Genomic DNA, 12,375 nt, shown 5'->3' on the forward strand with positions numbered 1-12,375 from the left:
CCGGCGCATGCGAGGCACCGCCGCGCCTTCCCGAGCGACGCGCTGGTCCGATCGCTCGCGGACAAGCGAGGATGCCCCGTGCTCGATTGATGAAACCCGCCGGGCCCGGCATCCCCAATGGACGCGGGGGCAGCGGCGTTCGTCGATCGATGGCACACTCACGCATGGACAGCCATGAGTCGGCGATGGTTTGTCGCGAGACCTCCATGGTCGCCTCCGGCTGCTCCGAGAAGGAACAGGCAGGTGCAGTTGCTCGGGTGAGGACCTGCGGGGCCGCATGGCAGAGCGCTGCCGATTCACGCACGGGAGGTGAACATGAAGAAGGAAGCGAAGCCCATCACCAAGGCCGACCTCGACGCGCTGAAGCAGGCCGTCGGCAAGGTCACGCCGAAGGCGACCACCGCCAAGGCGGGCGGATCCCGCGTGCACATGGGGACCGTTACCTACACCCGCTAGTGCCATGGCGGTGGGTGACGTCTGACGTCGCCCACCGCCCTGGTCGCTGTGCCCATCGCACCCCTTGGAAGAGGCGAGATGAAGATCGGTTTCCTTGGACACAACGGCTTCGCTCTCGGGGCCGAGGATTCACCGGTCCTCGTGGATCCGATCTTGTACCGCCGCTATGGCGAGGAGTACACCTCGAGCCCGGTCGAGATCTATCCGCCGAGACTGATAGACATCGACCGTATGCCGCGGCCTGCTGCCGTGATCATCAGTCACGAGCACTCCGACCATTTTCACCTGCCATCCCTGAACAAGCTCGACAAGTCGACGCCCATCATCGTCGGACCCACCATGATCGACACCGTTGTCGAATGCATCGAGTCGCTCGGCCTGACCGTCACCCGGTTGCCGTTCGGGGAGCCGGCCAGCTTCGGATCGGTCATCGTCACCCTCTTCCCCCCTGGCCCGGACACGGTGCTCTGGGAGAGCCGCGTGTCGCAGGTCTACGTGCTGGACGCGTCCGAGCCGGACCGGGGCGGCGTCTTCCTGGGAATCGACGCCGCCACGTCCACGGACTTGATCGACGCCGTCTCCTCGGGACGGCTGCCGGCTCCCGGCGTGGTGGCCATGAGCAACAACGCGCAGGTGACCCCGCCCGGCGTGTTCGGGTCCCTGGACTGCTACCGGCCCGCCGGGCAGACCGCCGTCCGCTACCGGGGTCAGGGCTTTCCGGGCCTGGACATCCTCGGGGAGGTTGTCGCGTCGGCGGTGGAGCAGTCGGAGATCTTCCGCGGGGCACACATCCTGCTCTGCGGCGGCGGATTCCTGAAGGACTACGAGCAGATGGGCCCGTTCCCGTTCTCGGAGCAGCAGGAGATGGCGCGCCTGGCCAGGCAGTTGGTGCGGCACATGGACGTGGTGGGCCCCGTTCCCGGCGATGTCGTCGAAGTGCGTGAGCACGGCATCGAGAAGGTCGGGGAGCTGTCGTGGCTCGGCGTCGACCAGGAACGCTTCGCCGAGCTGATCCACCGGCGGGAGAGCTTCCTGGCCAGGCGGGACAGCATCGCGATGCGCTGCATCGAGAACGCTGACGAGGAATCCGAGGACGCGGCGTTCGCCTGCATCGAACGCGAGCTGACGTATCTGAGCCGCGTCCTGCTGCTCAGTGACTTCGGCCGGCGGATGGCCGTTTCGCCGTCGGCATACCCGTTCGTCCTCAAGCTCAAGTATCTGACCCGTCCGGACCGCAGCTTCCGCTTCGATCTCGCCGCCGGGGCGTTCGAGGAGGCAGCGGATCTGCCGCTTGACGACTCCGTCGCCGCGTACCCCGAGGGAATCCTCATCCACGCCGTCGACCTCGCCGCCGTACTCCGTGGCGACCTGCAGTACTGGGATGTCGTCGGCATCGCGATGCGCACGTGGTTCGACGGAGACGCACTGTCCTCGCCGGTGGCGCTCTTCTACGACGCCCTCGGCGAGCAGGTACGCCCGGACCTGTCGTGCCGGGTCTACCAGCAGCAGCTCGAGTACCTCGAGAAGGAGAACGCCTGATGTCCCCCGCATCCCTGACGTTCCTGGGCCACCAGTCGTGGCTGGTGGAGATCGGGGATACCCGTGTCCTCGTCGATCCGGTGCTGACCGACTCGTTCGGCCACTCGGACAGGCTGCGTTTCGAGATCTATCCCGCGCGCCAGGTGGCGGTGGAGAAGATGCCGTCGCTGGATGCCGTGCTGGTCACCAACGAGCATCTGGACCACTTCCACCTCAACTCGCTGGACCTGCTGCCGCCGGAGACCCGCATCCTGATGCCGCGGATGATGCCGAAGGTGTGCGTTCGCGCCCTGGAGGATGCGGGCCGCCAGGTCGAGTTGGTCGAGCTCGGCGCGGTGCGGAGGATCGGCGCGGTCGACGTGGTGTTCGTCCCGGGCGGCCCGGACGCGCCGATGTGGGAGAACCGTGTCGCCAGCGTCTTCGTCCGGCATGCGGAGGAGAAGGTCGGCGGAGTCTTCATCCAGTCCGACACGTCGATCGCGGTTCCCTCGCTGGAAGGCGGATGCGATCCGGACATCGTCGTGGCCACCCACAACGGGCAGGTGCCGCCGGCGGGTCACCTCGGCGCGTTCGACAACATGCTGCCGGTCGGCAGCGCCGATTTCGCTGAGGTCACCGGCCTCCGCCTGCTGCACGGGGTGCTGTCCGACGTCGTGGCGAACTTCCCCTCGGTCCGGTACGTGACCTTCAGCGGGGGCGGCTACGTGCAGGTTCCCGCCAAGCACGGCGAGTTTCTGTGGGGAGACTTCGAGCAGCTGGCCGGTATCGCCAGCCGGCTCTCGCTGACCACCCGGGTGCTGGGAATGAGTCCCGGCCAGACCGTGGTGGTCGGCGACGGGGCGGAGGTGCGCTACTGCCAGGCGGAATGGATCGATCCTGCCGAGCCGTCGCGTCCCGTCGCCCCCAGTGACAAGGAGGCCGTTGCCGAGCCGGACCTGTCCGAGCCGCTGCTGCCCCTGTTCGACGAACAGCTCACGGGCGAGGACCGGGCTCTCGTCGAGTCGGAACTCCAGCTCATGGCTCCGCTGCTGATGCAGGCGAACCTCGGGCGGCATCTGATCACCCAGAACACCTATCTCGACAAGCCGGTCGGCCCGCACAGGTTCGCTGTCCACATGCGCGGCTTCGACGCCGCCGGTGAGGCGGACGACGGCTCACGAACCTTCGTGCTGAACTTCAACAACGGCCGCTTCGAGGAACAGCCGCTGGACCTCCGCGACTGCCTGTTCTCCGTGCCGTCCGGCATCGACGTCAACGCTGTGGACCTTGTCGCCGTGCTCCGGGGCAGGATCCACATCTGGGAACTCGCGGTCAGCCGCATGCGGCAGTGGTACCTGTGCGACAAGTTCGACAGCCCCGTGGGCTTCCTGTACGGCTACTACAGCGAGCAGGTGCGGCCGGAACTGGCCGCGGAGCTCTACCGCAACGTACGGGCCCTTGCGTGGCGATAGTGGTGGTGGGTCCACCTGCCGCGGGCAAGTCGACGGTCGCTGGTGTCCTGGCCGCTCGCCGGGGCCTGGAGGTCGCCTGCTTCGACGAGGATCCTCCGCGTTGGTACGGAAAGTTCGGTTACACCGAGCAGGCCGCCGATGACGCGTACGCCAGCGGTGGCCTCTCCGCTTGGCACGCCTATACCGCCCGCCACGAGGTGCGCGCACTGGCTGAGGCGGTCACGGCCACCGAGGGGGTGGTCGACACGGGCGGGGGCGTCGCCCTCCAGCGCGGCGGGTCGATCGAGGAACGTATGCTGCGTAGCGCCCTCGACCGGGCGGATTTCGCCGTCCTGGTCTGTCCTCATCCGGAGGATCCGGATCAGGCAGCAGATGTTCTGGCGCAACGTCTTCTGTCCCGCGAGCCGGGTGGCGTGCCGGGCGACTGGCACCAGCCAGACGGTGTCGCGCTGCTCCAAGGTCTGATCCGGGCTTCGCTGGCGCTGAAGGAGAGCGTGGACCTGCTGATCGACACGGCCAACGGCGAACTTCATGAGCGGCATCGGCTACGGCCCGCTACTTCCGAGGTAATTTGATGTTCAACGCGTCCCTGCTCACTCCGCTGCGGTTGCCGAAGTTCCGGCGGGTCTGGATCGGCCAGCTCACCAACGTCATCGGTGACGCCCTCTACACCGTGGCGGTCGCGCTGTTCCTGCTGCCACGCGAGGATGCCGCTCAGGCGGTGGGTCTGGTACTCGGGATGACGGCTCTGGGAGGCGTCGTCTCGCTGTTGATCGGCGGTGCCCTGGCGGACCGGCACCGCCGATCTCGAATGATCATCATTTCCGACCTGATCCGCGCCGCTGCGGTTCTGGGCATCATCCTCGTCGGCAACGACGCGCCGCTGGTGGTGCTCGGCGCGCTGTCCGCGGTGCTCGGTATCGGCAGCGGTTTCTACCGTCCCGCCTACGGGGCGATCCTGCCGTCGCTGGTGCCGGAGGAGATGTTGGCGAGCGCCAACGGCCTGCGGTCCCTGGTGAACCGCTTCGGTGTCATCGTCGGCGCCGCGCTCGGCGGGGCCGTGGCGGCGGCGTTCAGCCCGACCTGGGCGCTCGGAATCAACATCGTCACCTTCCTCGTCAGCATCGTCACACTGCTCCGACTGAATGAGCCGGCTCCCAGTCCGGAGGGCCAGGGCTCCTCGCTCGCAGCCGACATCAAGGACGGTTTCGCCTACGTCATCCGGGTGCCGTGGATGGCCGGTGTGATGCTGCAGGGCACGCTGCACATGGCGATGGTGGCGGCGCCCGTCGCGGTGATGCTGCCCATCCTGACCGGGCCCGAGGGCTGGTTCGGCTACATTTCGGCGGCTGAGGGGGGCGGGGCCTTCCTGGGCGCGATGCTGGCCTCGTCGATCCGTACGCGTTCGCCGGGCTGGGTGGCGACCTTCGTGCTGCTGCTCCAGCTTCCGCAGACCGTCCTGCTGGCGATGGACGGGCATCCGGCGTTGATCCTCGTCGCCTCCGCGCTGACCGGTTTCGGACTGGCCACGTTCGCGGTGCTGTGGACCACCGCGCTGCAGAGGACCGTCCCGCGTGGGCGGCTCGGGCGGGTGTTCTCCATCGATCAGCTGACCGTCTTCGGCCTGATGCCCGTGGGATACCTCCTGGCCGGCTGGCTCCTGGAAGGGCTGGGTCCCGCCACCCTGGGTTGGGTGGCGACGGTGATCCTGGTCGTGTCGACCCTGATGGTGCTTCCGCTGCCAGGGCTGCGCCGGCTGGGCATGGAGGAGGAACGGGTGCCCGATCTGGCGGTCGAGGGTGTGGGGCGATGAGTGAAACCGAGTGGCACCCGGAAGCCGGTCGTCTCCTCGGCCTGGAACCGGTGCTCTACAGGGACCTGCCGATGATGGTGGCGCCCGCCCCCGCCGATACGGAAATCGCCGTGTGGTGGCCCCAGCCGAACGAGATGCCCTCGCTCACCGCGTCCTGGAGGGATGCCACCGCCACCCGGCTGCTGCACGCCGTCTACCTGTCCGAGGCCGGCGGAGAACCGCGGTGAGGGCCATCTTCGAGGGTGGACGCAGCTGGCGCGTCCACTCCGCCGGCGGGGTCAGGGTGGCGGTGGACCCGGCCTGGCTCGATGACGTGGGATGGACCGACTCCTACCGCTACGTGTTCCACCCACCCAGACACATCGACCACAGCACGATGCCGCCGGTCGACGCTGTGGTCATCACCGGTGCCCGCCCGGAACAGCTGGACCTCCAGACGCTTCACCAGCTCGATCGGCAGGTGGTGGTCGTGGTGAGCCCGCTGCTGCCGGCGGTGGCCGCCGAAGCGATCGAGGTCCTGGGGTTCGTCGCGATCCGCGGGTACGTCGACCACGATGTGTCCGTCGGTGACCTTGCGCTGCGATTCGTGGCGCCGGCGCCGGTCAGTACCGCGGCCCTGCCGACCGCCGGGCTCATGGTCCGCGAGACCGGGTGCCCGTCGGCGTTCTACCTGCGCGGCGACGGTCCCCGCCGAGGCGATGAAGTGCCGTCGGACGAGGGCTCGGTGTTCGAGGTGCGTCACGGCGGGGCCGAGCGGGCGCCCTCGTCAGATGGCGACGGGCTGCACCTCGGCAGCGGCGTCCGGCACCCGGCGGTCGACCGGTCGGTGTTCGACGGTTGGGTGGCGCGGGGCTCCGAGTCCGGGGCTGCCGCACCGTGCGTGGTCCGTGCCGGTGACGCCTGGGACATCGACGTGCTCGTGAAGCCGGCAGCCCCCGCGGAGTGGGTCTCGCCCGGCCACGAACAGGAGCTGGGTGAGCTTCCGCTCCCCCTGTCCGCACGGCCGAGAAGCGACGGCGAAGGACGCCACCGCCACGAACTCGTGCTCGACGAGCTTCCGGGCCTGGCGAGGGAGCTGACGCTGTACCCGCCGGGCGGCCCACGGCGCGCGCACTGGGCGCAGGGCACCCACGACGGCCTCGGGCCCAAGACCTTCCTGCTCACCCTCATCGAAGGTCCGGCGGGTACCCGCTGCCAGTACGCGCTCGACGTCACGCGGTCCGGGTTCGTGCCGTTGCATGAAGCCGCCGAGACGGCCCAGGACCGGTTTCCGTGTGGACTCACCCTCTGCTTCGACGATTTCGTCGCCGTACTGCGAGGCGAGCTCTACGCCGCGGACGTGTTCGCGTCGTCCCACGTGTGGAGCCGTGACGCGGATCCCGAAGACGTTCGGCAGGCCCTGGCGGACCTGTTCAGCGTCGCCCGACCGCAGCTCTTCAGACGTGTGCTGATATCCCGGGCCAACGCGCTCGTGGCCGGGTGGGCGCCAGCGGCACTGCTCGAGGTGCGGGAACTGGACGTGACCCCGTGACGGTATCGATCAGCCGCGTCTCGTCCGTCGTCATCTTCTCCGAGGAGTGGCTTGCCGTCGCGCACTGGTGGGCCGGCCTCACGCGGCAACCGCTGGTCCGCTTCCCCCGTTCGGCGTCGATCGACCTGGCCGGGGTCGAGATCGTGTTCTCCCCGACGGACGAACGCAATCCTCCTGGCGGTTCGCCGCTGCCGTACCTGGAGGTCGCGGACTTCAACGACGCCCGCCGTGAACTCGCCAACCGGGGCTGCCTGGAGATCCACCGGCCGCTGGCCGTGCAGGGTGGCCGGCAGATCACCCAGTTCCGCGATCCCTTCGGCAACATCTTCGGCATCGAGGGCGCCCTGTCCGGGCCGGACGAGCTGTGGCCGGAGGTGGTGCAGGAGATGCGGGAGCTGAGGGAACTCTATGAGTGAACGCGCCCGCGTCGCGGCGACCTGGAGAACGGCCGGCGTCGACCCACCCGCGGCGCCGCCGAGGGAACACCTCGCCCGACACCACGGACAGACCCGCAGCGACCCGTGGCAGTGGATGGAGGACCTGTTCACCCCCGAGGTCTTCGCCGTCGTCCAGGCCAACAACGCCTACACCACGGCGATCCTGGAGTCGCTGGAGAGCACGGCCGCGGACGCCGAGGCGCAGATCAGGTCCTGGACACCGCAGGGCACCCGATCGGTGCCCGTCGCGAAGGGGCAGTGGCTCTACTACAGCCGTACGGCCGACGGATCCGCGGCGGTGCTCCGCTGCCGCAGCCTGGTCGGCCCCGACTCGGGCGAGGCCGTGCCGCAGACCGAGCAGATCGTGCTCGACGAGGCCGCGCTGTCAGCCGGGCAGCCGCACTTCGCGCTCGGGGTCTACGACGTCTCGCCGGACGGCCGGCTCCTGGCGTACGCCGTCGACCTCGTCGGCGACGAGCGGTTCCGCCTGCGTTTCCGGGACGTCGCCGCCGGCTCCGAGCTGCCCCTCGAAGTCGACGGGGTCACGTACGGAGGCGCCTGGGACGCCGCCGGCGAGCACTATTTTCACCTCGTCACGGACGCCAGCGGCCGGGCGTTCCAGGTATGGCGTCTCACCCTGGCGACGGGCGAGCGGACCCTGGTGTACGAGGAGCCGGACGAGTCGTCGTGGCTGACCGTCGAGCTGTCACGTAGTGAGAGGTACGTCTTCATCGAGTCGGACAGTCACGTCGGCAACCAGATCCTCGCGATCGACGCGCTGGCGTCACAGTCCGAACCGTTCCTCCTGGGGCCGGCACGACGTGCCGGCACGCGTATTCGGGCCGACCACCGGGAGGGGCAGTTCTGGATCCTGGCCAACTCCGGTGACGAGGCTTCCCGGCTGTGGCACTGCCCGGTCACGGCCACGGCGGAGCTGACCGAGGTGGTGTTCGGCGACGCGCGGGAGACGAAGCTGCTGACCGTCGACGCGTTCGCGGGGCACGTGGTCCTGCAGACGTACTCGCCCGGCCACCGGGGGATACGGGTCGTCGACGCCGGGCATGTCGTGACCGACCTGCCGCTGCCCGCCGCAACGACGTGGGTGAGTGTGAACGGCAATCCGGACCACCACTCGCGGCTGGTACGGTTCACGGCCTCCTCGGTCGTCTGCCCGCCGATCACCGCGGCGTACGACCCGCACAGCCGCAGCACCGACATCGTGCACAGGGCGGTGGTTGCCGGTTGGGATCCGGCCAGGTACGAACAACTCGACCTGGTGGCCCACGGTCGTGACGGGACGGCGGTGCCGTTGACCGTGGTGCGGCAACGCCGCAGCGCCGGTGCGCCACCACCACCGGGCGCGGTGCTCGAGGTCTACGGTGCCTACGGTGCCGTCGTACCGCTGGACTTCGATCCCGCGCGTCTGCCGATCCTCGCCCGTGGCGGCATCTACGCGTTCGCCCATGTTCGCGGTGGCGGGGAGGGCCCGCCGGGTTGGCACGAGGCGGGCCGTGGTGAGCACAAGGCGACCGGTGTGGACGACTATCTGGCCTGCGTGGAGGCACTGGTCCGCACCTGTGACCTACCCCCGGGGCGCGTCGTCGCCAGCGCCGCGTCCGCCGGTGCTCTCGTCGCGGCCGCCGCTGTCAACACCTCGCCGGAATCGTTTGCCGGGCTGGTGCTCGACGTTCCGTTCGTCGACCCGCTCGGCACCCTGCTCGACTCCGAGGCGGCGCTCACCACCGTCGACCGGGCGGAGTGGGGCAACCCGCTGACCGACGCGCGCGCGTACGCCGCCATCAGCGCCTACGCGCCGTACGACAACGTCTCCTCCCGCGAGTACCCGCCGGTGCTGGTGTTCGCCGCGCTGAACGACAGCAGGGTCGGGGCGCACGAAGCGCTCAAGTACGTGTCCCGCCTGCGCGATCAGGCCCACGGCGGGCCGTTCCTGCTGTCGACGGACCTGTCGGCCGGCCACTGCGGCAGCACCGACCGCGACGCACGTAAGCGAAAGGCGGCGCTCGTCTGCGCCTGGGCATTGAAGGCACTCGACCAGGTGCCGTGACGCTTCCTCCTGAAAGGACCCGATCGTGTCGAGACGACCTGTTCCACCTCCCGATCGCCTGCTCGCGGGGATGCACGGCGAGGCGGACCACCGAGGTTTCCTCGCCACGCACGTGGCCTTCCGGGACGAGACCGGAGCGCCCGTACTCAAACTCGTGGACACCGACAAGTCCGTGCTCTGCATGGTGGAGCGGCGGTGTCAGGCATGCGGGTTCGACATCGCCCGTAACGACCTGATCATTTTCGTCGGCTACAGCGAGGACGTGACCTTCAAGGAGCCGCCGCTGCACCTCGACTGCGGTGTCTACTCGCTGGGCATGTGCCCGGCCCTCATCACCCGTCATCGCCGCGAGCAGCTGCTCATCGTGGTCTGCCGGGACTACGAGTTCCTACCGAGAAGCGAAGGCAGACCGCCCCGGTGCCGGCCGCTGCCCGCGGCCGACGAACACGGCCGCGAGGTGCCGCCCGTCGAGTACACCGTCGAGGAACTCCACCGGATGCTCGCCGATCGGGCGTCGGGCCAGCACGAGTGATCATCCGATCGGCATCACCGAGCTGGTGAGCAGGTCGGCCACCTCCGCCGGCAGCTCCAGGTCGACGCTGTCGAGCTGGGCCCGCACCTGGTCGGCGTCACGTGCGCCGAGAAGCACACCGGCGACCCCAGGGCGGTCACGGACCCAGGCCAGCGCCACCTCGGCGCAGCTGCGGCCCAGCGCCCTCGCGACGAGGTCGAGTACCTCGATCGCCGGCGGCACCTCGGGAGCGGACAGAAAAGGCGCGATGAACGGGGAGTACCTGGGATCGGCGCCTCTGGTACCGGGCGGCACACCCCGGTGATACTTCCCCGTCAGGATCCCGCTGGCCAGTGGCGACCACGCCAGCACCCCCGCACCGTACTCACGGACACGCTCCGCGACGGCTTCGGCCGCCCGGACCAGCAGCGAGTACTGGAGCTGCACCCCGCTGATGGGCATGCCGATCCGCTCCGCGACCGCGAATGCCTCGTCCACCTGGCGGGGCGCGTAGTTACACAATCCCACCGCCCTGGCGCGGCCCGAATCACGTGCGACACGTAGCGCCTCGACGCTTGCCGACAGTGGTGTCGCGTCGCTCCAGGCGTGCAGCTGCCACAGGTCGACATGGTCCGTACCGAGACGCCGCAGCGACGCGTCGAGCTGGGCCAGCAGGGCATCGGGAGTGGTGTCCACGCCCTTCGCGGTCACGCCGGCCTTGGTGCCGACCAGGACGGCGTCACGCGGCACCGACGTGAGCAACCGGCCGAGGACGCGCTCGGCGTTACCGTCGGCATAGACGGCCGCGGTGTCGACGAGCGTGCCGCCCGCATCGAGGAAGCACCACAACTGCTCCCGTGCGGCGTCCTCGGCGGTCTCGTGGCCCCACGTCCACGTGCCCAGGCCGTAGGCGGAAACGGCCAACTCGCCAAGGGGCCTCAGCTGCATCCTCTGCCACTCACACCGGCACGCCGCAGCGGCGGCGCAGGTCAGCGGGGAGCGCGTCGACCACCCCGCTGCTCACCAGATCGGACCGGAACCGCTGTGCCAGGTCGTCATTGACGGCCGTCCGTTGCCGCAGCACCGGAGACGTCACCACGGACTGCCGGGGAAGGCCGAGGTACTCAAGGACACCGTTGACCGATCCCGCCAGATCGTCAACCAGCTCCTCGTAACTCAGGGTGTAGGACGCCGCGTCGCGCTCGGCGAAGAACGGGCTCCACCCATGCTCGATGACCGCCAACGCCTGCAGGATGTCCAACAGGACTTCGAAGTCGTAAGCCGGGGTCCCCGCCACGGCGTCGCGAAATTCGTCGTCGGTGTCGCCCGTCCCGGCCCAGCGCACGTAGACCTTGGTCACCGAGGCGAGATAGCTGGACACCGTCTGGAGGACCAGGTCGTCGCGGTAGAGGCGGATGAACCGAACATCCTGCCGGCCTTCGAGAACGGCGAGCGGATCGACACCGAGGTTGTCACGCGACCACTCGACCTGGTTCCAGTGCAGCTTGAGGGCGAGCACTCCGCCGCTGTCCGCCTCGGCGCGCACTCTGCGGAGATACGCTGACGGGTCCGTCAGCCGCGGCTCGTCCATCGTGGACTGCGGTGCGCGCAGGTTCCAGGTGCCGGCCAGGTGGTGGATGCGTGGACGGCCGAACCACTCCCGCGGTGAACCGGCGCCCGGAACACGCCCCAGGGCCTCGCAGAGGTAGGTGCTGCCGACGCGGGGAGTGGCGCAGACAACGTAGGTCAGCGGCACCGGCGACCTACTTGATCGCGATGATGGCAAGAAGAAAGCCCAGGCGGGCGAGCGCGTTGACGCCGGTCGTCCCCGGCTCCACGGGAACCCGCTCGATCACGATTCGCCGATAGTGGCTGTAGAGTTTTTCCTGTTGAACCTCGTCGATGGTCGGCAGGATCCAGAACAGCGCGACGGCGGCACCCGGCCTGAGGTGCGATGCGGCCTCGACGAGGAAGGAGACATTCTCGTCGACCAGGGCGGGCACATCCTCGGCATAGGTGTCGAAGAAGATCCCGTCGGCCTCCGCGAACAGGCCTGTCTGATTCTGCCAATAGTCGTGCACGGGCCGGATGTCAGCCTGGGGGCGCTCGGCCCGCCACTGCTGGAGGCGCTCGAACATCTCCGGGTGGGGTTCGATGATGGTGTGGCGCTCGATCTTCTGGTTCTGGAGAGCACCCGCGGAGATCCCCATGCCGAAGCCGACCTCGATGATGCGGGTCCGCTCCAGGTTTGCGAGCAGGATCTCTGCCATCCGTTGCATGAGCGGGGTCTCCCACCGCTTCATCACCTTGTAGTGGTCGTCGACGACGAGTTGATCGGCTTCAAGACGCGAGGGGAGGCGATGCCAGCCTGAATCGGGCTTCACGGCAGCCAAGTTAGCACCATCCGCGCCGTCGCGTGGGGCACCGAATCCGCCGCCGCGCGCAGGATCGGTGGGTGATGCCGGACAATTTTGGGAGCGCGTTCCGTCGGCGGGCGGCGATGATCGTAGAAGACGTGCCTCGATGTAGGACTTCTATCTCCAGTTCGTGTCGGGCCGGGCGCGGGTGTGGG

Annotated in this window: 13 protein-coding genes; 10 read left to right on the forward strand and 3 right to left on the reverse strand. The window is 68.8% G+C overall.

The window, feature by feature from the left end:
* Positions 1–315: 315 nt before the first annotated feature.
* The 10 genes from V6V16_RS18765 (at position 316) to V6V16_RS18810 (ending at position 9,824) form a co-directional block, all read left to right on the forward strand.
* Positions 316–456 carry a hypothetical protein gene (locus V6V16_RS18765; RefSeq protein WP_192581290.1) on the forward strand — a complete coding sequence of 47 codons (141 nt, stop codon included), beginning with the start codon at positions 316–318 and terminating at the stop codon, positions 454–456.
* A 78-nt stretch (positions 457–534) separates the two neighbouring features.
* Positions 535–1,995 (forward strand): MBL fold metallo-hydrolase, encoded by a 1,461-nt coding sequence (locus V6V16_RS18770; RefSeq protein WP_334563789.1) that lies wholly within the window; start codon positions 535–537, stop codon positions 1,993–1,995.
* Positions 1,995–3,446, forward strand: coding sequence for an MBL fold metallo-hydrolase (locus tag V6V16_RS18775; RefSeq protein ID WP_334563790.1), 1,452 nt, complete (start codon positions 1,995–1,997; stop codon positions 3,444–3,446). Before V6V16_RS18770 ends, V6V16_RS18775 begins: the two co-directional genes overlap by 1 nt.
* Positions 3,437–4,021, forward strand: a complete 585-nt coding sequence (locus V6V16_RS18780) for a hypothetical protein (RefSeq protein ID WP_334563791.1) — start codon at positions 3,437–3,439, stop codon at positions 4,019–4,021. Before V6V16_RS18775 ends, V6V16_RS18780 begins: the two co-directional genes overlap by 10 nt.
* Entirely contained in the window at positions 4,021–5,259 is a 1,239-nt protein-coding gene (locus V6V16_RS18785) for an MFS transporter (RefSeq protein ID WP_334563792.1), read from the forward strand. Before V6V16_RS18780 ends, V6V16_RS18785 begins: the two co-directional genes overlap by 1 nt.
* Complete coding sequence (locus V6V16_RS18790; RefSeq protein ID WP_334563794.1) at positions 5,256–5,486, forward strand: hypothetical protein; 231 nt, start codon at positions 5,256–5,258, stop codon at positions 5,484–5,486. The genes V6V16_RS18785 and V6V16_RS18790 overlap by 4 nt, the downstream gene beginning before the upstream one ends.
* Before the next feature lie 62 nt (positions 5,487–5,548).
* Positions 5,549–6,790, forward strand: coding sequence for a hypothetical protein (locus V6V16_RS18795; RefSeq protein ID WP_334563797.1), 1,242 nt, complete (start codon positions 5,549–5,551; stop codon positions 6,788–6,790).
* Entirely contained in the window at positions 6,787–7,206 is a 420-nt protein-coding gene (locus V6V16_RS18800; RefSeq protein ID WP_334563798.1) for a VOC family protein, read from the forward strand. Before V6V16_RS18795 ends, V6V16_RS18800 begins: the two co-directional genes overlap by 4 nt.
* Positions 7,199–9,292 (forward strand): prolyl oligopeptidase family serine peptidase, encoded by a 2,094-nt coding sequence (locus V6V16_RS18805; protein ID WP_334563799.1) that lies wholly within the window; start codon positions 7,199–7,201, stop codon positions 9,290–9,292. The genes V6V16_RS18800 and V6V16_RS18805 overlap by 8 nt, the downstream gene beginning before the upstream one ends.
* Positions 9,293–9,317: 25 nt before the next feature.
* Positions 9,318–9,824: a hypothetical protein gene (locus tag V6V16_RS18810; protein WP_334563800.1), complete on the forward strand. Its 507-nt coding sequence runs from the start codon at positions 9,318–9,320 to the stop codon at positions 9,822–9,824.
* On the opposite strand, the gene V6V16_RS18815 is transcribed toward V6V16_RS18810, so the two are convergent.
* Genes V6V16_RS18815 through V6V16_RS18825 form a run of 3 tightly spaced genes read right to left on the reverse strand, consistent with a single transcriptional unit; the run spans position 9,825 to position 12,187 of the window.
* Positions 9,825–10,751 carry an aldo/keto reductase gene (locus V6V16_RS18815; RefSeq protein ID WP_334563801.1) on the reverse strand — a complete coding sequence of 309 codons (927 nt, stop codon included), beginning with the start codon at positions 10,749–10,751 and terminating at the stop codon, positions 9,825–9,827.
* A gap of 10 nt (positions 10,752–10,761) precedes the next feature.
* On the reverse strand, positions 10,762–11,559 hold the full coding sequence (locus tag V6V16_RS18820) for a Stf0 family sulfotransferase (RefSeq protein ID WP_334563803.1): 798 nt from the start codon (positions 11,557–11,559) through the stop codon (positions 10,762–10,764).
* A 7-nt stretch (positions 11,560–11,566) separates the two neighbouring features.
* Complete coding sequence (locus tag V6V16_RS18825) at positions 11,567–12,187, reverse strand: class I SAM-dependent methyltransferase (protein WP_334563804.1); 621 nt, start codon at positions 12,185–12,187, stop codon at positions 11,567–11,569.
* Between the last annotated feature and the right edge of the window lie 188 nt (positions 12,188–12,375).

Origin of the sequence: Micromonospora sp. CPCC 205561 (genome assembly GCF_036906775.1) — a bacterium.
Lineage (GTDB): Bacteria > Actinomycetota > Actinomycetes > Mycobacteriales > Micromonosporaceae > Micromonospora.

Coding starts and splice junctions, on each gene's coding strand:
- V6V16_RS18765 (WP_192581290.1), top strand. CDS start 316: ATGAAGAAGGAAGCGAAGCCCATCACCAAGGCCGACCTCGACGCGCTG.
- V6V16_RS18770 (WP_334563789.1), top strand. CDS start 535: ATGAAGATCGGTTTCCTTGGACACAACGGCTTCGCTCTCGGGGCCGAG.
- V6V16_RS18805 (WP_334563799.1), top strand. CDS start 7,199: ATGAGTGAACGCGCCCGCGTCGCGGCGACCTGGAGAACGGCCGGCGTC.
- V6V16_RS18815 (WP_334563801.1), bottom strand. CDS start 10,751: ATGCAGCTGAGGCCCCTTGGCGAGTTGGCCGTTTCCGCCTACGGCCTG.
- V6V16_RS18775 (WP_334563790.1), top strand. CDS start 1,995: ATGTCCCCCGCATCCCTGACGTTCCTGGGCCACCAGTCGTGGCTGGTG.
- V6V16_RS18790 (WP_334563794.1), top strand. CDS start 5,256: ATGAGTGAAACCGAGTGGCACCCGGAAGCCGGTCGTCTCCTCGGCCTG.
- V6V16_RS18785 (WP_334563792.1), top strand. CDS start 4,021: ATGTTCAACGCGTCCCTGCTCACTCCGCTGCGGTTGCCGAAGTTCCGG.